Below are 25256 nucleotides of genomic sequence, written 5' to 3'. Positions count from 1 at the left end.
AAAAATATAATCTGATTTCGAGATAAGCCACAGAACATTTAATCGCTATTACCGCGTAAAATACTAAGAAATGTCTAAAGATCTGCACACGCTCTCTGTTGAACAAATCCTTTCGGAATTTAATGTAGATCCCAATAAAGGATTAACTGGTTCTGAGGTTAAATCAAGATTAGAAAAGCACGGCTATAATCGTTTAAAAAAGAGAAAATCTAAGAATATAGGGCTCATATTTTTAGAGCAATTCCTTGATCCCATAATTTATATTCTGGCTGCTGCCATGGCATTGGCTTATTTTTTTGGTGAATGGTTAGAAGGCACCGCGGTTTTAATAGTTATTCTTATTACTGCCTTAATTGGCTTTTTTATGGAGTGGCAAGCGCTTCGCTCGGTAGAGGCTCTTCAGAAAATGGTAGAAACCCAGGCCAATGTTTTGCGTGGTGGTAAGGAAGAACAAATCAAGGCAGCGGGATTGGTTCCCGGCGACATTGTAATTCTGGAAAGTGGCGATGTTATCCCCGCCGATTGCCGAATGCTGGAAACTGAAAGTTTCGCGGTAAAAGAAGCCATTCTTACCGGTGAGAGCAATCAGATTGAAAAAAGTATAGAAAAAATTTCTGGCCAGGTAGCCCTGGCCGATCGCAAAAATATGCTTTATAAAGGTACTATTGCGGTTAGGGGAAATGCGAAAGCAATTGTAGTGGCTACAGGCCTCAAAACCGAAATAGGGCGTATTAGTGAACTAACCAGTAGTGCCGAAAAAGAAAGTACACCTTTAGAGAAAAAACTGAAAAGATTAAGCAGATGGCTCATCTGGCTTACCTTAGTTCTCGCCCTGCTTATCATTGTTACCGGCTATTTTCAAGGTAAAGATCTAATGCTGATGATAGAAACCGGGATCGCTCTGGCAGTGGCAGCTATCCCGGAAGGATTGCCTATTGTGGCAACCATCGCGCTGGCTAGAGGGATGCTTCGACTTTCCAAAAGGAAAGTGATAATTAAAAAACTGGAAGCCGTTCAAACTTTGGGTGAAACCGGGATAATTTGCACTGATAAGACCGGTACACTTACCGAAAACAAAATGAGCGTTCATCATTTAGTGCTTGGTTCTTCAGAATTCCCTGCCACCGAAGCTGAAAAATTCAAAAAAGATCCAGCTTTTGAAAGGTTTATAGATATTGGTTGCCTCTGCAATAATTCAAAAATGAAAAATGGGGAAATGGCCGGAGACGCCGTAGAGATCGCCCTGGTAGAATTTGCGGCTGAAATGGGTTTTGATTGTAAAGGAATTCAGCAAAAATATCCCAGGAGTCAGGAAATTCCTTTTGATGCTGAAATCAAAAAGATGGCCACGCTTAACCGCGTTGAAGATAATTTCCTGGTATGTGTAAAAGGCGCCCTGGAAGCTTTGCTGGAATCTTGCGATTTAGTTTTAACTAAAAAAGGGCCAAAAGAGTTTCAGGATAAAAAAAGGTGGGAAAGACAAGCCGAATTAATCGCTGCCGAGGGGATGCGGGTTTTGGCTTTCGCCTACAAAGAAAGTAAAGAAGAGCCAGAGAAAGAATCCTTGATGGACAATCTCACATTTGTTGGGATTCTTGGTTTTTTAGATCCACCGCGAAAAGATATTAAACAAGCTATTGAAACCTACAAAAACGCCGGAATAAGAGTGGTAATGATTACAGGAGACCACCCAGATACCGCTAGAAAAATAGGAGAGGAAGTCGGGCTTATTACGGAAGATGCCCCTGCCGACATGGTGATAAAAGGCAGTGAACTAGAAGATATAAAAACGATAACAGAAGATCGGCAAAAAACTTTAATGGAAGCGGGGATTTTTGCCAGGATGGTTCCGGGTCAAAAACTGGATTTGGTAGAATTCTATCAGAAAAATAAAGCAATTGTAGGTATGCTTGGCGATGGTGTAAATGATGCACCCGCTCTTAAAAAGGCTGATATTGGGATTGCTATGGGAATTAGGGGAACAGAAGCTGCCAAAGAAGTTGCCGATGTGATTTTGATGGACGATAAGTTTACTTCTACAGAACTTGCCATAAGGCAGGGTCGCACAATTTTTGAAAATATCAGGCAATTTGTAATCTTTTTACTTTCGTGTAACCTGGCAGAAATAATCTCGGTAGCGCTGGCGTCTTTGAGTAATTTGCCTATGCCTTTATTGCCGCTGCAAATTCTTTTTCTAAATCTTATAACCGATGTTTTTCCTGCTTTGGCGCTAGGCGTGGGAAAAGGAGATCCCAATATTATGAAAGATCCTCCAAGAGACCCGCAGGAGCCTATTCTAACTAAAAAGCTTTGGAGAGCCACAGTTTTGTATGGCTTGAGTATTACGGCTGCTGTGATTGGCGTAGTGGCTTATACCCATTTTGAGATGGGCTTAAGTGCAATTCTGGTAAATAATATTGCTTTTTATACGCTTATTTTGGCTCAATTACTCAATGTCTTCAATCTCCCCAGAAGAAAAATATCTTTTTTAAAGAATGAGGTAACCACCAACCCCTGGGTTTGGGCAGCTTCAGCTTTTTCAATTTTGGTGATGGTAATAGTTTATCACATCCCTGTGATGGCTGAAGCCTTATCCCTGGTGCCTCTTTCGGCAAACCACCTTTTAGTGATAATTGTTTTTGGTGCTGCTTCGCTGGTGATTTCCCAAATACTGAAGCATTTAAAATTAACCAACTGATCTTATTGAGACTGACGGAAATCATACTTTTTTAATTCAGTTTATATTAATTTCAATAGAACTTAAAATTTTAAAAAGATGGAAAGCATAAGGAAAAGGCCAAAAGGCGATTTTATTGCTGAGGCCAATATGGAGCAGCTCTATGCGCTTACCAAACACTGGAATTCAGATCTACATTTCTTTAAAGACGACCTCAATTTTCTGCATAAACTTTTAGATAGCTACTTTATTTGGATAGATAAGGATGAGAATTACAAAGTGGCTTCCAAAATGAAGAATGAATTATTAAAACTTAGGGAGCGTTGCGAAGATCTTTTGGAAAAAACCGATAAGCATAGGCAACAAATAGGAAAAATGATTCTGGAGAAAATTAAAGATTCCCGGGTTTTTAGATTAGAGCACGAACACTTGGAAGATGAGATTGCAAGTTTTGTGAAAGCTTTCAGGTTGAACCGTTTAGAACTCTTTAAAGTAACTGAATATATTAAGGATACAGATAGGCTTCCCGAGACCTACTAAGAGGAGAGAAGAAATTAAAGCAGGCAAAGTGACCGTTGTCATATTTTAGAAACTGCCTTCAACTTATCTTTGATTAAACTTAAAACTACTACTATTATGCTCATTAATATTCAATTTATAAAAATAAAAGGAAGTCAGAATTTAACTCAATTTGTATCAGAACACTTAGATAAATTATCAGAAAAATATGAATGGCTTATTAGAGCCGAAGTTTATTTTAAAGAAGAAAATGATCCTACGGGAAAATCAAAAATTTGTGAGATCGAGCTCAGTGCTCCCGGACCAAGAATTTTTGCTTCCTCTACAGAAGAAAGTTTTGAATTAGCCATCAAAAAGACCGTCTTCGAACTGGAACAGCAACTCAAAAAACGTAAAGCTGTTTTCGCAGCATATTAGGATGCTTGCAGAGACTGTTTAAAAATTACAGGTTCTACAACCCATTGCGGTTAAGCTCAATTTACCCGACTTTTGGTAAAACCTTTTTTTAAACAGTCTCTTTTTTAAAATATTAATTCCCGGAACTCCCAGGCTTTATAGCTAAAGAAAATTAAGAACCCCACGGCCACAACCATTTCCATAAAGGTAGAAGCGAGCAAGCCAATAAAAGATCCGTAGGCAGCTCGTAAAGCCGATTTAGAGTCAGATTTATTAATTATCTCGCCAATAAAGGCTCCGGCAAAAGCTCCTATTATTATTCCTAACGGAATTGGAACAAAGATCCCTATTACCAATCCAATAGTAGCGCCCCACATTCCGGCTTTACTGCCCCCATACTTTTTTGTTCCCATGGCGGGAATCACAAGTTGTAATGCATAAATTATAGCAGCGAGAATAAAAGCGATTCCCAAAACCCAATAATTTATTGGCACCGATGGTGCTAAATAGAGTAGAAGTAATCCTCCCCAACTAAGCGGTACACCGGGCAAAACCGGTAAAAAACTCCCCATAATTCCAAGGATCATTAAAACCGCTCCAACTCCAAATAATATTAGATCCATAGTCTTTTAAATGTTTAGAGTACCAAATATAATTTAATTCCGAAGAAGTTTTTAACTAAATTATTAGGTTAAACTAAAATGTTAGTTTATATTAGCGGTATTGAATTTGAATTTTACGGTATTATAAACTCGTCATCTCGAGCGTAGTCGAGAAGTCAGGATCTGATAGATATAACGTCATCCTGAACTTTTTTCAGGATCTAATTTTAAATCGACTTAGAATCCCGAAGTTAATCCGGAATAAATTCAGCTTGACGAATTAGACGTTTAATATTCAAAGTAAATTAATAAGAGATTTCCGCCGGAGTTTATCCCAATTTTTTATCGGTGCGGAAATGACAAAAATTAATTATGAAACAACTAACTAAGGCCGAAGAAGAGATCATGCAGATTCTTTGGAAACTGGAGAAAGCCAATGTGGCTTCAATTATTGAAGAAATGCCAGAGCCTAAACCGGCTTACAACACAGTTTCTACCATTGTAAGAATCCTGGAAGATAAAGGTTTTGTAGATCACGAAAAGAAGGGGAAGGGCTATTTATATTTTCCGCTTTTAGCTCGTGAGACGTATAGCAATCAAAGCATCAATAAATTGATGAACAATTATTTTAACGGCTCTTTTAAAAGTATGGTTTCCTTTTTTATGAAAAAGAACGATATGGACACTAAAGACCTGGAAGCGATTTTAAAGGAGATCAATAAAAAAGAGAAATAATGTTACAGTATATAATTCAGGCGGTATTGTTTCAACTCGGTTTTTTGCTGATGTATGAACTGCTGCTAAAAAAAGAGACGTTTTTCAATATAAACAGGCTGTATTTATTGGTAACACCGCTTGTTTCCCTGTTACTGCCTCTATTGAAAATTGAAAGTTTATCGACATTGGTTCCGGCAGACTCTATTTCTGAAATTTCGCAGGTTTTACTCCCTGAAGTTTATATTGGCGGTGAACCGGAGAATATTCGACAATTACCTGCTGTAAATGTAGTGCAGGAGCAGGGGTTACAAATAAATTGGTGGCTGGTTACCTATGTTGCGGGTGTGATACTTAGCTTAATTTTATTGCTGAAAAAATATCAAAATCTAAATCATTTATTTCGATTCCGAAGAATTTCAGAAGATAAAGAGCTGCGAATTATTGAAGTTCCTAACTCGAAAATTGCCTGCACTTTTTATAAAACCGTGTTTTTAGGCGATAAATTATCTGAAGCAGAAAAGCAACAAATTTTGTCTCACGAGTTGGTTCACGTAAAACAAAAACATAGCCTGGACCTGGTGTTTTTTGAAGCTTTAAAGATCATATTTTGGTTTAATCCGCTGGTGTATATCTACCAAAGCAGGATTGCCACTTTGCACGAGTTCATCGCCGATGCAAATGTGGTAAAAACCACAACCAAACGCAGCTATTATGAACAGTTGCTTAACACCGCGTTTAACACGCAGAATATTTCATTCATCAATCAATTTTTTAATCATTCATTAATCAAAAAACGAATTATTATGTTACAAAAATCAAGATCAAAAACAATTGCGAAATTCAAGTATTTATTTGTGCTGCCTTTACTCTTTATGATGCTTACCTATGTGTCATGTTCGGAAAATAAAGAAGGAATAGAAAAGGACGAACCGATCTATCAGCAATTGACTGAAATTAAGTTAGCCGTTCAGGAAGGTAAAGAACTATCGCTTGAAGAGAAAGAAGAGTTATTCGAAATAATGAAAGTTGTAATGGATAATGAAGATCGTCCAACTCCACCACCACTGCCACCTTTTGAAAAATCGGAAGCTTCAAAAGACAACTCAAACGCTATTCCGTTTGGAGTAATCGAAGAAGTGCCAGTATTTGAGGGTTGTGAAGACTTAAGTTCTAATGAAGAGAGGAAAAAATGTATGTCTAATAAGATTTCGCAATTTGTAAATAGAAATTTTAATACCGGCTTGGGAAAAGAATTAAATCTTTCCGGAATACATCGCGTAATTGCTCAGTTTAGAATAAATGATACGGGACAAATTGTTGATGTAAAAGCACGAGCTTCTCGACCTGAACTTGAAGCCGAAGCCATCCGTGTTATCTCCGAACTTCCTGAAATGCAACCCGGGAAACAAGATGGTGAAAACATAAGTGTGATGTATTCTCTTCCTATAGTTTTTCAAGTAGGTAGCAGTGAATAGAGTTAGTCTAATAATTATTTTAATGTTAGTAGCCTTTAAAGCCGAAGCTCAAACTTCGGCTTTGGCTGTTTCAGACAGTTTGTATGCCGTGGGCGAATATGCCGGGGCCATAAATAAACTTCAGGAGATAGATCCCCAAACAGAGAAGACCTACTTAAAACTTGCTAAAAATTATGCGGCCAACAGGCAACCTGAAATCGCACTCGAAAATTATAAAAAGGTTTTAAGTAAAAATCCCGATCGCGTTTTAACCGCGGTAGATTATGGTGAGTTACTGGTAAAAACCGGAAAATTAAATAGCGCCGACAGCCTGTTTAAGATTTTAGCCGAAAAATATCCTAAAAACGCCAATTTTAAATTTCAGCAGGGTTTAATTAAGGAGAAATTAAAAGACAGTACTGCGTTGGGATACTTTATGCATACCATGATCCTGGACACCACACATCAGGGAGCGCTGTATAAATTGGCAAAAGATAAATTAAGAAATCGCCAGTATACCATGGCCGAACATTACAGCAAACAAGGGCTTCGGGCTAATGCAAACAATGCTTCTTTGCTATCTATTTTGGCACAAACTTATTCCTTCCTAAAACTTTACAAAGAGGCGATTCCACATTATGAAAAATTGATCCAGCTGGGAGAGGATACTGAGTTCATCTATAATAAACTCGGGTTTGCTTATTACAGACTTGGCGACTATAAAAAAGCCGTAAAGATGTATAACGAAGCTTTGAATTTTGAAGACAGAAATTCGGCTACGCATTATACCCTCGGAAAATTATATGCTTTAATCGGCGATTTAGATAAGTCTGAAACTCATTTATTGATGTCAATTCTTATTAAGAAGCAGCCGGTAGATGCCGAGTTCTTTAGTCTGGGACTCACTTACAAAATGCAGGAAAAACATAAAAGCGCGCTGGAGTATTTCAATAAAGCTTTGGAAGAAAACCCCGATCACGAAAGAGCTTTATATGAGCGTGCAGTAGCTGCCGATAACTATATGGCCGATGACGAAACCGTAATTGGCTATTACCAGATGTACTTTGATAAATATGAGAGTATAGGAAACGATGGAATGCTTTATAGGGCAAAAACCAGAATTAGTGATCTAAAACAAAAAATACACTTAGCTGAGAATTAATTTAATTTTCCAACATCGAGCATTTGTAGATATTCCATACAGGCTTATTGGATATCTTGCTCGATTTCAGCGTCATTACGAACGAAGTGAAGTAATCTCTTTATTTGAAAAAGCTTTAAATTAACACCTATGAAATTTAAACTTACTCTACTCTTTTTCAGTCTTTTTTTCAATACTTATACTGGACTTTCCCAGGAAGCTTTTGAAATCAATGTTTTTGTAGATGCCGATAAAAATATCTTTTTAGAAGAGCAAAAGTTGAGCCTGAACGAACTTTTAGAAGAAACAAAAGCTTTGGTTTATAAACAGCCGGCGGTAAAATATAACCGGCTTGTTTACAATATCTATGCAGATAAGAACCTGAAACACGGTTTTATTATGGATATAAATCATCAACTTTTACGAGCCGTGGAAGGTTTAAAATCAAAGACGAATAAATATCTTTTGGAGTATAAAAACCTCGATCTTGATGAGGCTGCGTGGCAGTTAGAGATAAAGGCTTTAAAACTGGACGCCATAGAAGATTAGTTTTTTTATTTTACCCAGGCTTTCTTTTAATTTTCCTTACTTTTGCTTAAAGTCCAAGTGCGTTTGCCAATGAAAAAAGCTTTACTCGATACTCGAGATTTAAATGCTCTGAAACCTACTTCAAGTTTTAAGTCTTATTTCTTCAATAATTGTTTGTTAGTCTTCTTTCGGCGTGGATTATTTGTAATTGCACTTTTAGTAATTTCCTCCTGTAATTTTGAGACCAAAAAAATTTCTTCAGAGGAAGTGCTGGAGCTGGAATCCAAAACGCTTAATTGGAAAGAAGTAGACGAATATCCGGCTTTTGAAGACTGCCAGAATGAAACCGAACTACTTGCGGCCCGGGAATGTTTTGAGCGGGAAGTAGCCGAAAATATTTATGCTTACCTGTCTAAACAACAACCGGTAGTGACAGAATCTATAGACGATACCCTGTATCTTTACCTGGAAATAAATAGTGCGGGCCGTCCCGAGATAGATTCGGTTAAAATAGATTCTACCTTAAACAATCAACTGCCAGAATTGCGAATGTGGTTAGACCAAAGCATAGATTCTCTTCCAAAAATTTACCCGGCCAGTAAGCGCGGTGTACCTATTTCTACCGTTTTTAAGATGCCTATTGTTATTAAAGCGGAATAGATTATTCCCCAATAACCACATTCCATTTTTTTACTGACCAGCTTTCAATAAGTCCGTTTTTTACGTAGGGGTCTTTTTGGGCAAAAGCTTCCACGATTTTATCACTGTCTGCTTTAAAAACCAATACTGCTTCGTTTGCCGCATCTATGGCTCCACCAAGTATAAGATAACCTTCATTAAAATATTCGGTGGCGTGATTTAAGTGTTCTTTTCGGTATTTTACCCTTTCCTCCAGGTAATTGTCAGAGGTGATATAATCTAAAATATAATAATTCATCTTTAGTTTTTAAATTGTCTTCCTTTCCAGGAAAAATCCGAAAATAGGGATTTCACTGCGACATAAGTGCTAAAGAAAGGATAAAAGATACTGCTCCAAAAATAACTTCGTAATACTGTTTCTCGTTGAAAAAAATTAGCTGAGCTGTAGATTAGTATAAAATCAAGATTAAATTTTACCAGGAAAATGATCAAAATAGGCTGGTAGGGCAGGATTTGTAAGAAGACTAAAAAAACAGCGATCACAAGACTTAAGTTCATTAAAAGCACGCTTATTCCGGTGAATTTTGCAAATAAGCTTTTGTAAGCCGGCGCTTTAGAAGCCCAACGAATTCGCTGTGAAACCAGGTTACCAAAACTTTGTTGAGGTTTGGTATAAACAAGTACTTCTTGACTTTTTAAAAATCCGATTTTATAATTCTCTTGCTGAAATTTTTGAAGTAAAAAAACATCATCACCGCTTGCTATATTATCATTTCCGGCAAAGCCTGAAACCTTTAAAAAGGCATCTTTCTTATAACATAAATTGGCGCCATTGCACATAAATGCTTTTTTGATGCCGAAGGCTCCGCCAGTAGATGCCTGAAGACTCAAAACATCTAATTCCTCAAAATTCCTTAAGATGTTTTTGCGCTTATTATTTGTATTTGCTGCCGGAAGAGAATTTAAAGCAACCGGTCCCGCAACGAGTTTATTTCCAGTTTTAAGTATAAAATCATTATAAGATTTTAACCAGTTTCCAGGGACCTGGCAGTCTGCATCGGTGGTAATGATATATTCAAATTGAGCTGAATCAATTGCCGTATTAATTGCGTCCTTTTTTGGCGAATTTGAAGTGCGTTCATTGTCTAAAACCTTTATTCTGAAATCTGAGTGAAGTTGCGGAAATCCCTCAATTATTTCCATCGAATTATCTTCAGATTCATCATTTACCAGGATAATTTCAAACTTAGAATTTGGGTAATTTATTTCAGTTAAAGATTTCAGTAAAATCGGTAGATTTCTAGCTTCATTTCTAAAAGGGATAATAATAGAAAACCGTATTTCGGCAGGTGAATTTTCCGCAGGGAATTCTTGGATTTTTTTCCATCCATAAAGTAGCATTAGCATTAAAACCGAATAACAAATGCAGATTATAATAAAGATGAACATATTCGGTTTTTTAATTCTTGTTTTCCGCGTAAAGTAAACCAAATCACTGCAAATTCAACAACAGTAGTAAGAGAAAATATTTAAGCTATTCTGTATTTGAAATCTCGCTTAGCGAGTAAGGAAATGAAATTGCTTAGCTTTGCCTAGCTACATGAATTTTGGTAGGTTTTAAATTGAAAAAGTTATTTTGAAAAGCGAAAGAATCATTTTAGGAATTGATCCCGGTACCACGATTATGGGCTTCGGACTTATAAAAGTGGAAAACAAACAGATGAAATTTATGCAGCTGAATGAATTGCAGCTTAGTAAATACAGCGATCATTATGTGAAACTAAAATTGATTTTTGAACGTACCATAGAGTTGATAGACACTTATCATCCAGATGAAATTGCAATTGAAGCCCCGTTTTTTGGTAAAAACGTACAATCTATGCTTAAGTTGGGAAGGGCACAGGGCGTGGCAATGGCCGCAGGACTTTCAAGAGAAATACCAATTACCGAATATTTACCCAAGAAAATTAAAATGGCAATTACCGGTAACGGAAATGCCAGTAAAGAGCAGGTAGCAAAAATGCTACAAAGTTTACTCGGTTTGAAATCATTACCAAAGAATCTCGATTCAACCGATGGACTTGCCGCTGCGGTTTGTCATTTTTACAATTCGGGTAGAACCGAAGTGGGAAAAAGCTATTCCGGTTGGGCTGCATTCGTAAAGCAAAATAGCTCTCCAACCCCCAAAGGGGGAGTTAGCTCAGTAAATCTACGAGGAAAGAAAAACAAGAAATAGTCTGAGATTCTGGAGATTATTAATAATTAAGAATAGGTTGTGTTAGAAAATCCTATACAGAGTGAAGATAAAAACTCCTCCCCATTGGGGAGGCCGGGAGGGGCTGCGGGCCTTTACATCCATATTCCTTTTTGTAAGCAGGCTTGTCACTATTGCGATTTTCATTTTTCTACCTCTTTAAAAAAGAAAAGGAAGCTTGTAGAAATGTTATGCAGGGAATTAGTGCTCCGGAAAAATGAGCTCAATTCTCCCGAAATCCAGACGATCTATTTTGGCGGCGGAACACCCAGTTTGTTAGAAGCAGATGAACTTCAGCAAATTTTTGAGACCATTTACTCGAATTATAGAATTGCCGAAAGTCCTGAAATCACCCTGGAAGCAAATCCCGACGATCTAACCGAAGAAAAGTTAAAAATGCTCCAGGCTTCTAAAATAAACCGGTTGAGTATTGGAGTTCAATCTTTTTTTGAAGAAGATTTAAAGCTGATGAACCGAGCACATAACTCTGAAGAAGCTCTAAAAAGTATAAAACTCGCAAAATCATATTTCGATAATATTTCTATAGATCTTATCTACGGAATTCCGGGAATGAGCGCGGAACAATGGAAAAATAATATAGAAATTTCACTTGAACTTGGCGTGCCGCATATTTCCAGTTATGCGCTTACCGTAGAGCCGAATACCGCGCTTCAAAAATTTATTGAAAGAGGAAAAATAAAACCGGTAGATGATGAAGCCGCTAAACTTCATTTTGAAATTCTGGTTGAAACCCTAACTAAAAATGGTTTTGAACATTACGAGTTTTCCAACTTTGGTAAGCCGGGCTTTTTTTCAGAAAACAACACCGCCTATTGGCTTGGTAAACCTTATTTGGGTATTGGCCCTGCCGCACATTCTTATGATGGAAACTCCCGAAAATGGAATATCTCGAATAATCTTTTGTATATAAAAGCTATAGAAAATGATAAGATTCCGCAGGAAACTGAGGTCTTATCACTTTCAGACAAGTATAATGAATATGTGATGACAAGGCTTCGAACGAAATTTGGAGTGGAGCTTGCTGAGGTTTCCGGGAAATTTGGAGAAGCTTATAAAGCTCACTTTTTGGAACTTGCAAAACCTTTACAGAAGGAAGATTTACTTCAGGAGAAAAATGGAATCTATCATATCACTTCTAAAGGGAAATTTTTAAGTGATGGTATTGCTGCAGATTTGTTTTTCCTGGAATAAAAGCTTGTTTTTGACTTTCAATTTAAAATTATCCAAAAAATTCAAACCTCGTCAAGCTGAATTTATTTCAGCTTATAACATGTTTTAGTTACGAACAACTTAGATCCTGACTTCTCGACTCCGCTCGAAGTAACAAGTTCAGAAAGACCATTTCATAAGATTATTGGAAGACTCATCTCATTCTATGTTCATCTTATTTTAGAGCAAAAAGTTTTTAATACATTTAGCTTGTGAAAACAAGTATAGAACTCAACAGGAAAACTTACGAAACGGATCTTTCCAAACCCCTTGATATTTCCATTGGTTTGCGGGGCGATGAAAAAAATCCCGTAGCCTGGTATTTAGATGCTCCTAAAATAAACCCGGTGAAGGACGGCGATTTTATCGGGAAAGTCTCAGAAGGAGCTTCTGTTAATTTTAATAATATTCAATTTAACCCACACGCTCATGGTACGCATACCGAATGCGTGGGGCATATTTCCAGGGAGTTTTACAGTATTAATCAAACGCTGAAAACCTTTTTCTTTTTTGCTAAATTGATTTCAGTAGAGCCTGAAACAAAAGGAGAAGATAAAGTGATTTCCGAAGCAATTTTAAAGGAGAAAATTCAGCCTAACGCAACTGAAGCTTTAATTATACGAACGCTGCCCAATTTCAGGGAAAAGCAAACAAAAAAGTATTCACATACTAATTGGCCTTATCTTAGTGAAGAGGCTGCGGTTTATCTCAGAAATTCCGGTATAAAACATTTGCTTATAGATTTACCTTCGGTAGATAAGGAAAAGGATGGCGGGAAGTTGTTAGCGCATAAAGCTTTTTGGAATTACCCGAAAAACACTCGTTTTGATGCGACCATTACCGAACTGGTTTATGTTCCTAATTCTATTGAGGATGGTAATTATTTGCTAAACCTGCAAATAGCTTCTTTTGAAAACGATGCAAGCCCCTCAAAACCGGTTTTATATAAATTCTTATGAAAATAACACTCGCACTTGAAGAATTCGCAATGTTAATGTTGGGAATTTTCGTTTTTAGCCGATTAGACTTTGCCTGGTGGTGGTTTCTAGTTTTATTTTTTACACCAGATTTTGGAATGCTGGGATATCTCTTCAATAATAGAATTAGTGCTTTTATTTATAATCTTTTTCATCATAAAGGGCTTGCAATTTTAATATGGTTCCTGGGATTTTATGTGCAAAGTGAAGTATTTCAATTAATAGGTGTAATTTTGTTTTCACACGCGGCTTTTGATCGTATTTTAGGCTACGGACTCAAGTATGAAAAAGGCTTTAAGTTCACACATTTGGGAGAAATAGGAAATTAATATGGAATTTTTATTTATCGGATTGGCCGTGGGAGCGGTGGTGGCTTATTTTATTTTTGCCAGGTTTAATAAGGAGAAATCAAAGCTTAAAACGAATGAGCAGTCGTTGGTGATTATGGATAAAATAAGGAGCGTTTGCAAATTTATAACCGTTGAAGGCGATTTTTCTGAAGTTTATCATTACGAGAATTTAAAGGAAAAATACCTGAGTTTACTTTTGGGAAAGAAAAAGGCTATTGTTTTAGTTAACGCCAAAGCGCATGTGGGTTTTGATCTTAGCAAAGTTAGAATGAATAGCGAAAATGAAAAGAAAACCATTGTACTTACCAATTTTCCACAACCGGAGCTACTTACTGTAGAGACAGATTTCAAATATTACGACAAGCGCGAGGGCTGGGCAAACCCTTTTACAACTTCAGATCTCACCGATATTAACCGAGACGCAAAGAACTATATAGTTGATAAAATTCCCCAAAGCGGACTTTTAGACCAGGCACGAAAAGAGGCACTGGATACTATTTTATTGATGGAAAAAATAGTGGAAACCATAGGCTGGAAACTCGACTATACCGCACTGACTTTAGAAGATAGAAATCAGAAGAAAATTGAGAAATAATAACCTGTGGAAGTAAGTCATTCTGAACTCGTCACTTCGAGCGGAGTCGAGAAGTCAGGATCTGGCATATTGATTATTAGATAGATTTCCGTCTTCACGGAAATGACAATTCTTAAAATATGGACATTGAAACGCTAAGAAACTACTGCATCAGCAAAAAAGGCGTAACCGAAGGTTTACCTTTTGGTCCAGATACCCTCGTTTTTAAAGTTATGGGCAAGATGTTTGCTTTGGCCGGTCTTGATGCGATTCCACTTAGTGTAAATTTGAAATGTGATCCTGAAAAGGCTATAATTTTACGGGAGGAATACGAGAATAATATTTTACCCGGTTACCATATGAATAAACAACATTGGAATACCGTAATCCTGGATGGCCACCTAAAACCTGATTTTATTTATCAATTAATAGACGATTCTTACAATTTGATAATAGCAGGATTAAGCAAAAAGCAACAACAAGAACTTAAAGATTTAGATGAATAATCCATTAGAATTTTATTCAAAGCAAAAAGAAATACATCAGCAGGAATTAAGCAAGATCTCCAAAAAATTGCTGGTATCCAGTTTAATCAGGCTTTTCATTTTTCTAGTCATATGTTTTACGATCTATTATTTCTTCGGAAATATGAATGTGATCGTTCCGGTAATTATTGGCGGGATTGCGCTTTTCCTTTTTTTAGTTTCCAGGCACAGCAATCTTAAGGATAAAAGCGATAAGCAAAAGGAAATCATCAGGCTAAACGAACTGGAAATTGATATTTTAAAAACCCGCAATTTCCAGGAATTACCCGAAGGAAGCGAATTTGAAAATCCCACACATCCTTACAGTCAGGATATCGATTTATTCGGGCGGGGTTCGTTTTTTCAGTATTCCAACCGAACCGCGCTTTATGAGGGTACAAAAATACTTGCCGGTATTTTTACTGAAAATAGCATTGAAAATATTCCGCAGAAACAGGAAGCCGTTAAAGAACTGGCAACTAAAGCAGAATGGAGACAGGAGTTTACTGCCCTGGCGAAACTGGTAAAGACTGAAACGGCGTCAAAAACTGTAGTTAAATGGTTTAAGAATTATAAGAATTTTGTCCCAAATTATATGAAATGGTTGCCTGGTGTATTTTCGGCAATTTCAGTTCTAGTGATCGCGGGTTATTCGTTTGATTATTTAAAGGGAATTCACCTTTTTCTATGGTTTTTGGCAGGAATACTTTTTACTGGAATTTATCTTAAGAGAATCAACCTGCTTTCAGGTAGCGTAAGTAAGATTCAAGATACTTTTCATCAATATCATTTTTTACTGGGACTTTTGGAGCAGGAAAATTTTTCTTCAGAAATATTAAAAAAGAACCAGGCATTAATTCATTCAGAAAAGAAAAAGGCATCAGCAATTTTTAAAGAATTTTCCAAGGCGATTGACGCTTTAGATCAGCGAAATAATATGCTTTTTGGCATTTTTGGGAATGGTTTTTTGCTTTGGGATCTTCGCCAAAGTTATAAATTAGAAAAATGGATTTTGGCTTACCGCCAGCACGTAAAGAACTGGTTTGAGGTAATTGAATTTACTGACGCCTATAATTCGCTGGGGAATTTTGTGTTTAACCATCCAGACTATATTTTTCCTGAGATCATCAACGAAAAAAGAGGGATTTCGGCTAACAAATTGGCACATCCGCTTTTAGATCCTAAAAAGAGGGTTGCTAATGATTTTACGATTGGAGACGAAGAATTCTTTATTATTACCGGGGCAAATATGGCCGGGAAAAGTACTTTTTTAAGAACAGTTTCCCTTCAAATTTTAATGAGCAATATAGGGCTTCCGGTTTGTGCTGAAGCTTGCAAATATTCGCCCATTAAACTCATTACCAGTATGCGCACCAGCGATTCGTTAAGCGATGACGAATCTTATTTCTTTTCAGAATTAAAGCGCTTAAAATTTATAGTAGACGAAATCAAAACCGATAGGTATTTTATTATTCTTGATGAAATTTTAAAAGGAACCAATAGCAGCGATAAAGCTATAGGTTCTAAAAAGTTTATCAGGAAGTTGGTAAACTCTAATTCAACCGGAATCATCGCTACGCACGATTTGAGTTTATGCGAAATTACTTCAGAATTAAGTCAGGTGAAAAACCATTATTTTGATGCTGAAATTATCAATGATGAGCTGCATTTTGATTATAAATTCAAAGACGGAATTTGCCAGAACATGAATGCCTCATTCCTTCTAAGAAAAATGGAGATTGTTGATGATTAAGAGCATCGCCACCCTGAATTTGTCACTTTGAGCGGAGTCGAGAAGTCAGGATCTAATTTATCAAGGAGAATGAAGCTAAAGGGAAAATATAAATGGATTCACTAACACAAATAGTATTAGGCGCAGCGGTTGGGGAAGCAGTTCTCGGCAAAAAAGTGGGGAACAAAGCGATGCTTTATGGAGCCATTGCGGGCACAATACCCGACCTGGATACTTTTGCAAGCGCTTTTACAGATACTATTACTGCTATTGAAATACACCGTGGCTTTACACACTCCATCGTATTCTCCATACTTTTTGCACCCATTTTTGGCTGGCTAATTTCAAAGATTGAAAAAAAATCTATTGCCACCCGGCAAAACTGGTCCTGGTTGATGTTTTGGGGCTTGTTTACGCATCCACTTCTAGATTCGCATACAACCTGGGGCACACAGTTATTCTGGCCTTTAGAAGTCCGTTTGGCCTATAAGAACATTTTTGTAATAGATCCATTATATACGTTACCATTTTTGGTGTTCTTAATCCTGGCAATGCGACAGGAAAGAGGAACTAAAAAAAGGAGAAAATTGAATAATCTTGGACTCCTAGTAAGCAGTATCTATTTGTTGATTATTACTCCTGCATTGAAACTTTACACGTTTGATAAGTTTACTGAAGCTTTGGAAGACCAGGATATTGCTTATTATAAAATTGAAACCAAACCGTCTCCGCTAAATGCTGTTTTATGGTCGGCTAATGTGGAGGTTGATGATGCATATTTAATTGGGAACTATTCAATTTTTGATACACAACCAATAGAGTTTGTAGCACATCCTAAAAATCATCAATTGCTTGGCGACTGGATTGAAAAGCGCAATGTAAAACGGCTTATCGATATTTCGGAAGGCTGGTATACCATTTCAGAAAGAGAAGGAGACATTTACTTTAATGATCTTCGTTTTGGAACGTTAAGCCCAATTGCCAGGGCAGATGCCGACTTCGCTTTTAGCTATAAATTGGTTGAGGAAAATGGCAAAATTAAAGCCATAGAAACAGAAAAGACCAGGGGAGATGCAAAGGAGTTATTGTCGCAGCTTGGAAATAGGATCTTAGGGAATTAGATTTTTCGAGAACCAAGAACCAAGAGAAAAGAATAAAGAATAAAGACAAAACATTCGTGTATTCCTGGTAAAAGGCGCTGTAAATTAGCATTTAGTATTAGACGATATGTATTTGTAATATAAATTATACAAACTAAAGACTACCAGCTAGAGACTAAGAATATTCGTGAATTCGTGGCAAAACCAACTCCCTTAAAAACTTCTTCAGAAACCTTATCTTTATTGAAAATTCTACTTTCTTATGAAAAAACTGTTCAACCTTGCCCTCGCTTTTTATTGTGTTTCTTTTTTATCTGCCCAGGAAGCTTCAGAAAAATTAGACTCCATCATCAGTAAAATAGAAGATCATAAAGCTTATGATCGCGAAGAATTTCCTTTGGGATTATATACTGAGAATTATTACAAGGAAGAATCAGAATTTGCTGAAAAACAGTTGGAGCAGCTCCAGGATATAAAGATCGATTCTTTAAGTGAAACTGAACAGATTTCACTGGAAATGCTAAAATTTAAACTCCAGGAAACCATAGATCGTTATAAATACGAAGCTTATTTAAATCCGTTGCTTTCAGATTCGGGGTTTCATTTAAGCCTTGCTTACCAGGTTCGAGATTTAAATAATTATGAGCAAGTGAAAGCTTATTTGAATAGGTTAAATGCGATTCCCGCTTATGTAGATCAGCATTTCGTATTATTACGTAAAGGATTAAAGAAAGGAAATACACAGCCGCGCGTGATTTTTGAAGGTTATGAATCTACTTATAACGACCAGATTTTAAAAGATCCAAAAGAAAGTTATTTTTATGGACCTTTTGAAAATCTTCCAAAAACACTTTCAGAAAAACAAAAAGATTCGGTTTTATCGGCCGCTGAATATGCGATTGCCAATAATGTGATTCCGCAGTTTAAGAGAATTAAAACATTTTTTGAAACCGAATATCTACCCAATACCCGAACAAGTTTGGGAGTTTCTGAAATTCCAAATGGAAGGGAATATTATCAAAACAGGCTGGAGTATTATACCACTTTAGATTTAACGGCAGAAGAAATTCATCAAATTGGTTTGGAGGAAGTAGCGCGGATTAATTCAGAAATGAAAAAAATAATCGCCGAAGTTGAGTTTGAGGGAAGTTTCGAAGAATTCATTCATTTTTTAAGAACGGACGAACAATTTTACGCAAAAACCGGCGACGAATTATTAATGGAAGCACGGGATATCGCTAAGCGTATTGATGCTAAACTTCCCGCTTATTTTAAAACCTTACCCAGAAAACCTTATGGAGTGACAAAAGTGCCTGATGCTATCGCTCCAAAGTATACCACGGGACGTTATATCGGCGCTTCAAATGAAACCCAGCCGGGCTATTATTGGGTGAATACTTATAATTTATCTAATCGTCCGCTATATGTTTTGCCTTCTTTAACCGCCCACGAAGCGGTGCCCGGACATCATTTACAGAATGCGTTGAATGCCGAATTAGGTGACAGTATTCCAAAATTCCGTAGAAATATGTATTTATCGGCTTACGGTGAAGGCTGGGGTTTATATTCTGAATTTTTAGCTGAAGATATGGGAATTTATACCACGCCTTACGAGCTGTTTGGTAAACTTACCTACGAGCAATGGCGTGCCTGCCGGTTAGTTATCGATACAGGAATTCACGCAATGGGTTGGAGCAGGGAGGAAGCGGTAGCATATTTCGAGAAGAATACCGCGCTTTCTATGCATAATATCAATACAGAAGTAGATCGTTATATTTCCTGGCCGGGCCAGGCGGTGTCGTATAAGATTGGAGAAATCAAAATCAGGGAATTACGAAAAAAGGCTGAAGAAGCCCTTGGTTCAGATTTCAATATTCGGGATTTCCACGAAGTGATTTTAGAGCAGGGAGTGGTTACACTTCCTATTTTGGAAAAACGGGTGAATGCGTTTATTGAAAGTAATACCGATTGATAGGTGCTAAAAATTAAATAAAAAACCTCTTCCATCTAATATCGAAGAGGTTTTTTATTTTTTAATCAGTTTTTCTAATTCTCTTTGTCGGTTAATTTAACTATTGGTTTTTCCTGGTTGTTATAGGTAATATGAACATTTACCTTTTTCTGGTCTTCAACCAATTTCCGAGCTTTTTGTGGTTCAATAGTTTTTTCCTGGTAATAAAAGATTGCACCATCGGCCAGCAATTTTTCAAAGCTTGGTGGTGCTGGAGGTGTAGGTGGAGTTACAGGAGCCGGTGGGGGTGGCGGAAGAATTTCAAATCTTATTTTTTCAGCTTTCTTTCTTTGCGTTGCGGTCATTAGACTTCTTATATACATAATTCTATTGGCGTGTTCCTGAGTCATTTTAAAGTCTTCTTCCGGAATAGAATTATAATGTTTAACCAGCCTGTTGTGTTCTGAAATCATATCAGGAGTGGCTTTTTCCTGATCTTTATTGTTAGTAGTACAGGTAGCCACACTTCCTTTCAATTTATTTTCAGCCATTAGTTGAATTAGGTCTTTTAAAATAGCCGGTGAAGAATTTTCGACAACTTCAACGTGGTATGAAGTAAAACTATTCTCTTTTATGTGCTTATTCAATTCTTCTATGGTAATTTTATTCTCGTGCATCAGGAGTTGCCCGATCCTATCTACTTCAAGAATAAGAGTGGTGGAATTTAGATCATTCTCTACTTTTTCCTTATTAATGAAGCTAAAAAATAGAATAGAAATTAAAGGCAAGATCAATAGACTTTTTACTAAAATGGTTGATTTTGATGTTTGTGTTTTCATAACTGTAAAACGTTTTTTGATTGATGAATAATTAATAGGATTTACAAAATCACTATGTAAATCTCCCGATGAAAATGATAATAATGTGGTTTGATATTCTGCTTTCTGAATTCCTTTTTTAAGCACCTCGCGGTCGGCCAGGAACTCGTGGTTGAGTTTGATAAAATCTTTTAAGAAATATATAAGCGGATTTATCCAGAAAATAATCTGCAGAAATTCTACGAAAATAATATCTAAACTGTGTTTTTGATTAGCGTGTGCTTCTTCATGAATAATTACTTCTTTTGGAATTTGTTTCTGCTCATACTTCTGTTTGTTTAGAAAGATATAGTTCAAAAAAGTATGTGGATCAATTTCTTCTTGCAACAATATTCGCAAGAAACCTTTCTTCTTCACCTTGGGATTTTTTCTAACCTTTAGTAATAATTTTCTTAGATTTCTTATGAATTTTATACTGAAGAAAATCACTCCCAATGCATAGATGGTCCAAAGAACGAACGGCAGATAATCCATAAAAGATTGGTTTTCTGCTACTGAAGTTTTCTTGGAAGATTGAAGCAAAGCAGGGTCAATATTTTGAGAAGTAGGATCAATATAGGTAGTAATGGTAATAAGCGGGATTCCAATAGATGCTATTACCGCAACGAGTAAGTAAAAACGCTTAAACGTATGCATGTCTTCTTTCTCAAGAAGCAACTTGTGAAAAAGAAGTAAAGTGGCCAGGATTGTCACAGATTTTAAAATATACCATTCCATAACTACTTATTTTTTATCTCGTTATCTATTAACTTCTTTAAATCCTCCAATTCTTCTTTGGTTAAATTGGTTTCTTTGGTGAAAAATGAAGCAAACTGGGAAGCAGAATCATTGAAAAAATTCTTAATAATTCCATTAAACTGCTTAGAGAAGTAGTCTTTCTTTTTTACCAGCGGGAAATATTCCCGGGAACGGCCATATTGTTTATAGTCTACGAAACTTTTGTCCTGCATTCTTTTTAAGAGTGTGGCAATAGTTGTAGGTGCGGGTTTAGGTTCCGGGTATGCTTCTATAAGGTCTTTCATAAAAGCTTTTTCTTGTTTCCAGAGGATTTGCATTAATTGTTCTTCAGATTTTGAAAGACTCATTTTCTACAAGTTTAGATTATTCTCTACAAATGTAGAATAATTATTTAATTCTACAAACATAGAATTAAATAATTTTGCCTCAAGCAGCTGAGTAGTATTGAAATACTGTTTTTATAAAGAGGGATGAAATTGGAAAATGAAGGTTATTTTGGCCAGGGAAGAAGTAAATTAACAAATTTCGAAATGGCTGAACTATTAATTTCTTCTTTTACCTATCTTCGCGACTTCAAAAGGCAAGAATGAATTTAGAAAAAGAATTAAGGGAACGCAGCGATAGTACCTGCGAGCTTTGCAGTGCTACAGATAATTTACAGGTTTATAGCCTTGAGAATTTCCCGGGAGAAACTACCGATGGAAGTTTTATGGCCTGCCAGGTTTGCACCGAGCAACTGGAAAATTTTGATAAAGTAGAGGTAAACCACTGGCGTTGTTTAAACGATTCTATGTGGAGTACTGTTCCTGCTGTTCAGGTAACGGCTTTCCAAATGTTGACTAAACTAAAAGCCGAAGGCTGGCCACAGGATTTGCTTGATATGATGTATATGGAAGAAGAGCTGAAAGCTTTTGCCAAATCCCAGTTGGTTTCCAAAGAAAATGCTACGGCTGAAATTATTCATAAGGATAGCAATGGTGCAGTAATCGAAGCCGGTGATACTGTAGTTCTTATTAAAGATTTAAATGTAAAAGGCAGTAGTTTAACCGCTAAACGCGGAACCGCTGTGCGCCGGGTTTCTCTAGTACACGACAATGCAGAACAAATTGAGGGCAAAGTTGAAGGACAGCAGATCGTTATTTTAACCAAATTCGTGAAGAAAGTATAAGTTGAATTTTTAGAACAACTATTTCAAATAAGCCTCTTCAATATTTTTTATATAAAAAGCCACGAACACAATTTGTATTCGTGGTTTTAGATTTTACAGAAAAATTAAAGAAGGGAATTTATTAATTTTCGCTTCTTAATTTTTTACTCCGCTCCAGCGTCTTCTTTTAAAAAGTTATATTTTTTTGAATACTCCAGCATTTGCTCTTCAAAGCTTTCCGGCTGAGTAACTTTGATAGTGGTAATTTCACCATTCTCGTCTGTTTCGGTTACTAACTCAGGATTTACAAAACCGCTGTAAGGCGCTGACTTAAAAACCTCATTTCGTTCTAAAACTTCTTTATGAATTTCCTGATCTACTTTTACGCCATAATTTTCTACCAGGTTTTTGGCAGCTTCGTAATCACCTTCAGATTTAATTCTTTGAGTTTCGCGTAATAACTCTCCAAAAAGTTCTCTAAGTTTCTCGTAATCCTTAATGTCGTAATAGGTTTTTCCGTCTTTTTGAACTTTTTCTATTACTCCATCTTCTTTCCCTTTTTCAATAACCCAGGAACTTACCCACATCCTGTTTCTCATGTGAGCTTCCTCAATGTCTTCGCCCATCTCGATCCTGGTTAATTGGCCCAGCATTCCGTTCCTGATATAATCGTTGTAAGCCGCTTTTCCCAGTTTCGTATGATCATCAGTTAATCCTAATTCTTCTAATTTTGGATCCATCAGGTAATAAAGTCCCACTAAATCAGCGCGACCTTCTTCCATTGTAGAGGCATAACTTTTTAAGGTTTCTTTGGTCTGGCCAACTCCCTGGTTGATTTTACCAGATGCGTGGCCCACTACTTCGTGGAGTGCAGTATGCAATTTATCGGCCTGTTCGCCGTATTGCTCACTTAGCTCAATCTCTTCTTCATCGTGAGAGAATTCTTTAAGTTTCTCGCTTCCGCCAGCTTTGCTGTAGGCGTTAATAATATTACCCAAAGAAACCGATTTACTTCCATGCTCCTGTCTTATCCAGTTTGCATTAGGAAGATTTACACCAATAGGTGTGCTCGGTGAAGCATCTCCGGCTTCCCCGGCAACAATAACGGTTTTATAGGTTACACCAACTACTTCTTCTTTTTTGTGCTCATCCATAATAGGCGCGTTGTCTTCAAACCACTGCACATTGTCTTCCAAAACTTTCATTTTTTGAGACATATCGAAATCTTTTATCTGTACAATATTCTCATAAGAACCGCGGTAACCTAATGGATCATTATACACTTCGATAAACCCGTTGATATAATCGATATTTCCCTCTGTGGCTTCCACCCAGGCAACATTATAATCGTCCCAAACTTCAAGATCTCCGGTTTTATAATATTCTATAAGAAGTCCTAAAGCATTAGCTTGTTTTTCGTTTTCTGCAACCGCTTCAGCTTTTTCTAACCATTTGATAATTTCAGCAATTGCATCACCATATAGGCCATCAACCTTGTAAACCTGTTCCTTTAACTGGCCGTTTTCTTTGATAAGTTTAGAATTAAGGCCGAAAGAAAGTGGTTTCTCTGGATTAGGAGATTTTTTATTTGCATAGAATTCTTCAACTTCAGCAGCAGTAACATCTGCTCCGTAAAAATTGGTTGCAGATCCAGAAAGTAAACCTTCGGCTTCATCTAAGTTTACTTTTTTAGCATCCTTGTCGTTAAAAATAACTTCTAAAGGCTCACCACTAAGTTCTGTATTGGTAGCAGTTAATAATGATTGTAGATATTCTTTATCAAAATCTGGTTTGATCTTACTATTAGAATAATGATGGTGAATACCATTTGAAAACCAAATTCGTTTTAGGTAAGTTTCAAAAGCTTTCCAATCTTCAGAATCTTTGTCACCTTCGTAATTGGCATAAATATTCTCTAAAGCTTTTCTAATCTTTAAGTTGTGTTTGTAGTTTTGAGCCCAAATAATATCTCGCCCGGCAAGGCCTGCCTGGGTTAGATAATAAACTAACTTTTGTTCTTTGAGGTCTAAATTTTCCCATCCCGGTATTTCATACCTAAGAATCTTAATATCTGCGAATTCATCTACCTTAACAGAACTATTCTTTGTGGTTTCAGTCTGTTCCTGGTTATTATTCGCTTGTTTTTCCTGGTCGTTACAGGAAATAAAAATGCTTGCAAGTGCAAGCAGTAAAATTCCAAATTTATGCTTCATTTTAATGATTATTTAGATTTCAAAGTTAAGAATAATCCTTTTTATGTGAAGCTTTCAGATTTGGAAATCAGCCTACGTTGTAATTCCATAAAACGACCTGATAATTTCTGAAAAATGCAGAAGTCCGGCTTATATGCAAGCTTTTTTGAGTCGGATGAAAAAATCTGATTTAGGCAATTTTGGAAAGAAATTTATCCCGGGTAACCACCTATTGGCTAATAACCTCTTTTCGTTCATCGCTTTCTACCATTCCATCGCGAAGGCGTATAATACGGTGAGCGTGTTCTGCGATTTCTTCTTCGTGGGTAACCAGGATTACCGTATTTCCTGCGGCATGAATTTCATCAAAAAGATTCATGATTTCTACAGAGGTTTTGGAATCCAGGTTTCCGGTAGGCTCATCAGCCAGGATTATAGAAGGCTTATTCACCAAAGCTCTACCAACGGCAACTCTTTGACGCTGTCCACCCGAAAGCTGGTTGGGTTTATGGTCCATTCTATCTCCAAGCCCAACATTTGTTAAAACCTCCTCAGCCCGTTTTGTTCGATCGGTTTTACTATAACCGGCGTAGATCATTGGTAAAGCAACATTTTCTAAAGCGGTAGTCCTGGGAAGCAGGTTAAAGGTCTGAAAAACAAAACCGATCTCTTTGTTTCTAATTTCAGCAAGTTCATCGTCTCCCATTTGGCTGGCGTCTTTTCCATTTAGAATATAAGTTCCGGAAGTTGGCGTATCCAAACAGCCCAGTAAATTCATTAAAGTAGACTTTCCTGATCCAGAGGGTCCCATAATCGCTACATATTCCCCTCTATCTATATCGAGATCTATACCTTTTAAAACTTTTACCACTTCATTTCCCAGTGGAAAATCCCTGGTAATTTGCCTAATTTCAATGACTTTACTCATGCCAAAAT

25 protein-coding genes are annotated in these 25256 nt (G+C 36.8%); 18 read left to right on the top strand and 7 right to left on the bottom strand.

Features of this window, described 5'->3' with window-relative positions; all coding sequences use genetic code 11:
• The first annotated feature begins 70 nt into the window (after positions 1–70).
• From APB85_RS14540 to APB85_RS14530, 3 genes are all read left to right on the top strand, one after another.
• The gene (locus tag APB85_RS14540; protein WP_057482139.1) at positions 71–2698 is read left to right on the top strand and encodes a cation-translocating P-type ATPase; all 2628 of its coding nucleotides are present in this window, start codon (positions 71–73) and stop codon (positions 2696–2698) included.
• A 78-nt stretch (positions 2699–2776) separates the two neighbouring features.
• Entirely contained in the window at positions 2777–3217 is a 441-nt protein-coding gene (locus APB85_RS14535; protein WP_057482138.1) for a hypothetical protein, read from the top strand.
• 96 nt (positions 3218–3313) lie between these two features.
• The gene (locus APB85_RS14530; protein WP_057482137.1) at positions 3314–3613 is read left to right on the top strand and encodes an HPF/RaiA family ribosome-associated protein; all 300 of its coding nucleotides are present in this window, start codon (positions 3314–3316) and stop codon (positions 3611–3613) included.
• A 104-nt stretch (positions 3614–3717) separates the two neighbouring features.
• Here the strand turns inward: APB85_RS14530 and APB85_RS14525 are convergent, their stop codons facing one another.
• Entirely contained in the window at positions 3718–4215 is a 498-nt protein-coding gene (locus tag APB85_RS14525; protein WP_057482136.1) for a DUF456 domain-containing protein, read from the bottom strand.
• 351 nt (positions 4216–4566) lie between these two features.
• On the opposite strand from APB85_RS14525, the gene APB85_RS14520 reads away from it, so the two are divergent.
• The 5 genes from APB85_RS14520 to APB85_RS14500 all read left to right on the top strand — a co-directional run bounded on the left by APB85_RS14520 (position 4567) and on the right by APB85_RS14500 (position 8694).
• Positions 4567–4929: a BlaI/MecI/CopY family transcriptional regulator gene (locus APB85_RS14520; RefSeq protein ID WP_057482135.1), complete on the top strand. Its 363-nt coding sequence runs from the start codon at positions 4567–4569 to the stop codon at positions 4927–4929.
• Positions 4929–6386, top strand: a complete 1458-nt coding sequence (locus APB85_RS14515; RefSeq protein ID WP_057482134.1) for a M56 family metallopeptidase — start codon at positions 4929–4931, stop codon at positions 6384–6386. The genes APB85_RS14520 and APB85_RS14515 overlap by 1 nt, the downstream gene beginning before the upstream one ends.
• A gap of 22 nt (positions 6387–6408) precedes the next feature.
• Positions 6409–7527 (top strand): tetratricopeptide repeat protein, encoded by a 1119-nt coding sequence (locus tag APB85_RS14510; protein WP_057482133.1) that lies wholly within the window; start codon positions 6409–6411, stop codon positions 7525–7527.
• Positions 7528–7656: 129 nt separating this feature from the next.
• On the top strand, positions 7657–8055 hold the full coding sequence (locus APB85_RS14505) for an ExbD/TolR family protein (RefSeq protein ID WP_057482132.1): 399 nt from the start codon (positions 7657–7659) through the stop codon (positions 8053–8055).
• Between the two features lie 69 nt (positions 8056–8124).
• Positions 8125–8694: a hypothetical protein gene (locus APB85_RS14500; protein ID WP_229792176.1), complete on the top strand. Its 570-nt coding sequence runs from the start codon at positions 8125–8127 to the stop codon at positions 8692–8694.
• Between the two features lies 1 nt (position 8695).
• Here the strand turns inward: APB85_RS14500 and APB85_RS14495 are convergent, their stop codons facing one another.
• Positions 8696–8971 carry a YciI-like protein gene (locus APB85_RS14495; RefSeq protein WP_057482131.1) on the bottom strand — a complete coding sequence of 92 codons (276 nt, stop codon included), beginning with the start codon at positions 8969–8971 and terminating at the stop codon, positions 8696–8698.
• A 2-nt stretch (positions 8972–8973) separates the two neighbouring features.
• A complete protein-coding gene (locus APB85_RS14490) occupies positions 8974–10122 on the bottom strand; it encodes a glycosyltransferase family 2 protein (protein WP_057482130.1) in 1149 nt (382 codons plus the stop codon).
• A gap of 187 nt (positions 10123–10309) precedes the next feature.
• Between APB85_RS14490 and ruvC the strand changes: the two genes are divergently transcribed.
• From ruvC to APB85_RS14445, 9 genes are all read left to right on the top strand, one after another.
• The gene (gene ruvC / locus APB85_RS14485) at positions 10310–10909 is read left to right on the top strand and encodes a crossover junction endodeoxyribonuclease RuvC (RefSeq protein ID WP_057482129.1); all 600 of its coding nucleotides are present in this window, start codon (positions 10310–10312) and stop codon (positions 10907–10909) included.
• Positions 10910–10993: 84 nt separating this feature from the next.
• Entirely contained in the window at positions 10994–12139 is a 1146-nt protein-coding gene (gene hemW, locus APB85_RS14480) for a radical SAM family heme chaperone HemW (protein ID WP_057482333.1), read from the top strand.
• Between the two features lie 230 nt (positions 12140–12369).
• Positions 12370–13116 (top strand): cyclase family protein, encoded by a 747-nt coding sequence (locus APB85_RS14475; protein WP_057482128.1) that lies wholly within the window; start codon positions 12370–12372, stop codon positions 13114–13116.
• Positions 13113–13463: a DUF4260 domain-containing protein gene (locus APB85_RS14470; RefSeq protein ID WP_057482127.1), complete on the top strand. Its 351-nt coding sequence runs from the start codon at positions 13113–13115 to the stop codon at positions 13461–13463. Before APB85_RS14475 ends, APB85_RS14470 begins: the two co-directional genes overlap by 4 nt.
• Before the next feature lies 1 nt (position 13464).
• On the top strand, positions 13465–14079 hold the full coding sequence (locus APB85_RS14465) for a DUF4230 domain-containing protein (RefSeq protein ID WP_037316639.1): 615 nt from the start codon (positions 13465–13467) through the stop codon (positions 14077–14079).
• Positions 14080–14198: 119 nt separating this feature from the next.
• Positions 14199–14564 carry an MmcQ/YjbR family DNA-binding protein gene (locus tag APB85_RS14460; protein WP_057482126.1) on the top strand — a complete coding sequence of 122 codons (366 nt, stop codon included), beginning with the start codon at positions 14199–14201 and terminating at the stop codon, positions 14562–14564.
• Entirely contained in the window at positions 14557–16335 is a 1779-nt protein-coding gene (locus APB85_RS14455) for a MutS-related protein (RefSeq protein WP_057482125.1), read from the top strand. Before APB85_RS14460 ends, APB85_RS14455 begins: the two co-directional genes overlap by 8 nt.
• Before the next feature lie 92 nt (positions 16336–16427).
• Positions 16428–17435 carry a metal-dependent hydrolase gene (locus APB85_RS14450; protein WP_057482124.1) on the top strand — a complete coding sequence of 336 codons (1008 nt, stop codon included), beginning with the start codon at positions 16428–16430 and terminating at the stop codon, positions 17433–17435.
• 241 nt (positions 17436–17676) lie between these two features.
• Positions 17677–19386, top strand: a complete 1710-nt coding sequence (locus APB85_RS14445) for a DUF885 domain-containing protein (RefSeq protein WP_057482123.1) — start codon at positions 17677–17679, stop codon at positions 19384–19386.
• 74 nt (positions 19387–19460) lie between these two features.
• Here the strand turns inward: APB85_RS14445 and APB85_RS14440 are convergent, their stop codons facing one another.
• Positions 19461–20960 carry a M56 family metallopeptidase gene (locus APB85_RS14440; RefSeq protein ID WP_057482122.1) on the bottom strand — a complete coding sequence of 500 codons (1500 nt, stop codon included), beginning with the start codon at positions 20958–20960 and terminating at the stop codon, positions 19461–19463.
• A 2-nt stretch (positions 20961–20962) separates the two neighbouring features.
• A complete protein-coding gene (locus APB85_RS14435) occupies positions 20963–21328 on the bottom strand; it encodes a BlaI/MecI/CopY family transcriptional regulator (protein ID WP_057482121.1) in 366 nt (121 codons plus the stop codon).
• Positions 21329–21567: 239 nt separating this feature from the next.
• Here APB85_RS14435 and APB85_RS14430 point away from each other — a divergent pair, with 239 nt between their 5' ends.
• Positions 21568–22149, top strand: coding sequence for a PhnA domain-containing protein (locus APB85_RS14430; RefSeq protein WP_057482120.1), 582 nt, complete (start codon positions 21568–21570; stop codon positions 22147–22149).
• Between the two features lie 143 nt (positions 22150–22292).
• Here APB85_RS14430 and APB85_RS14425 read toward each other — a convergent pair whose 3' ends face one another.
• Positions 22293–24341: a dipeptidyl-peptidase 3 family protein gene (locus APB85_RS14425; protein ID WP_057482119.1), complete on the bottom strand. Its 2049-nt coding sequence runs from the start codon at positions 24339–24341 to the stop codon at positions 22293–22295.
• Positions 24342–24549: 208 nt separating this feature from the next.
• Positions 24550–25248, bottom strand: coding sequence for an ABC transporter ATP-binding protein (locus APB85_RS14420; RefSeq protein ID WP_057482118.1), 699 nt, complete (start codon positions 25246–25248; stop codon positions 24550–24552).
• Between the last annotated feature and the right edge of the window lie 8 nt (positions 25249–25256).

The organism is Salegentibacter mishustinae, assembly GCF_002900095.1.
Classification (GTDB): domain Bacteria; phylum Bacteroidota; class Bacteroidia; order Flavobacteriales; family Flavobacteriaceae; genus Salegentibacter; species Salegentibacter mishustinae.
The sequence above is the reverse complement of the archived record's forward strand: the minus strand, read 5'-3'. Positions and strand labels throughout refer to the sequence as shown.

What these genes read in the sequence shown, in the direction of transcription:
- APB85_RS14540 (WP_057482139.1), top strand. Translation starts at nt 71, where the DNA reads ATGTCTAAAGATCTGCACACGCTCTCTGTTGAACAAATCCTTTCGGAA.
- APB85_RS14535 (WP_057482138.1), top strand. Translation starts at nt 2,777, where the DNA reads ATGGAAAGCATAAGGAAAAGGCCAAAAGGCGATTTTATTGCTGAGGCC.
- APB85_RS14530 (WP_057482137.1), top strand. Translation starts at nt 3,314, where the DNA reads ATGCTCATTAATATTCAATTTATAAAAATAAAAGGAAGTCAGAATTTA.
- APB85_RS14525 (WP_057482136.1), bottom strand. Translation starts at nt 4,215, where the DNA reads ATGGATCTAATATTATTTGGAGTTGGAGCGGTTTTAATGATCCTTGGA.
- APB85_RS14520 (WP_057482135.1), top strand. Translation starts at nt 4,567, where the DNA reads ATGAAACAACTAACTAAGGCCGAAGAAGAGATCATGCAGATTCTTTGG.
- APB85_RS14515 (WP_057482134.1), top strand. Translation starts at nt 4,929, where the DNA reads ATGTTACAGTATATAATTCAGGCGGTATTGTTTCAACTCGGTTTTTTG.
- APB85_RS14510 (WP_057482133.1), top strand. Translation starts at nt 6,409, where the DNA reads ATGTTAGTAGCCTTTAAAGCCGAAGCTCAAACTTCGGCTTTGGCTGTT.
- APB85_RS14505 (WP_057482132.1), top strand. Translation starts at nt 7,657, where the DNA reads ATGAAATTTAAACTTACTCTACTCTTTTTCAGTCTTTTTTTCAATACT.
- APB85_RS14500 (WP_229792176.1), top strand. Translation starts at nt 8,125, where the DNA reads ATGAAAAAAGCTTTACTCGATACTCGAGATTTAAATGCTCTGAAACCT.
- APB85_RS14495 (WP_057482131.1), bottom strand. Translation starts at nt 8,971, where the DNA reads ATGAATTATTATATTTTAGATTATATCACCTCTGACAATTACCTGGAG.
- APB85_RS14490 (WP_057482130.1), bottom strand. Translation starts at nt 10,122, where the DNA reads ATGTTCATCTTTATTATAATCTGCATTTGTTATTCGGTTTTAATGCTA.
- APB85_RS14470 (WP_057482127.1), top strand. Translation starts at nt 13,113, where the DNA reads ATGAAAATAACACTCGCACTTGAAGAATTCGCAATGTTAATGTTGGGA.
- APB85_RS14465 (WP_037316639.1), top strand. Translation starts at nt 13,465, where the DNA reads ATGGAATTTTTATTTATCGGATTGGCCGTGGGAGCGGTGGTGGCTTAT.
- APB85_RS14460 (WP_057482126.1), top strand. Translation starts at nt 14,199, where the DNA reads ATGGACATTGAAACGCTAAGAAACTACTGCATCAGCAAAAAAGGCGTA.
- APB85_RS14455 (WP_057482125.1), top strand. Translation starts at nt 14,557, where the DNA reads ATGAATAATCCATTAGAATTTTATTCAAAGCAAAAAGAAATACATCAG.
- APB85_RS14450 (WP_057482124.1), top strand. Translation starts at nt 16,428, where the DNA reads ATGGATTCACTAACACAAATAGTATTAGGCGCAGCGGTTGGGGAAGCA.
- APB85_RS14445 (WP_057482123.1), top strand. Translation starts at nt 17,677, where the DNA reads ATGAAAAAACTGTTCAACCTTGCCCTCGCTTTTTATTGTGTTTCTTTT.
- APB85_RS14440 (WP_057482122.1), bottom strand. Translation starts at nt 20,960, where the DNA reads ATGGAATGGTATATTTTAAAATCTGTGACAATCCTGGCCACTTTACTT.
- APB85_RS14435 (WP_057482121.1), bottom strand. Translation starts at nt 21,328, where the DNA reads ATGAGTCTTTCAAAATCTGAAGAACAATTAATGCAAATCCTCTGGAAA.
- APB85_RS14430 (WP_057482120.1), top strand. Translation starts at nt 21,568, where the DNA reads ATGAATTTAGAAAAAGAATTAAGGGAACGCAGCGATAGTACCTGCGAG.
- APB85_RS14425 (WP_057482119.1), bottom strand. Translation starts at nt 24,341, where the DNA reads ATGAAGCATAAATTTGGAATTTTACTGCTTGCACTTGCAAGCATTTTT.
- APB85_RS14420 (WP_057482118.1), bottom strand. Translation starts at nt 25,248, where the DNA reads ATGAGTAAAGTCATTGAAATTAGGCAAATTACCAGGGATTTTCCACTG.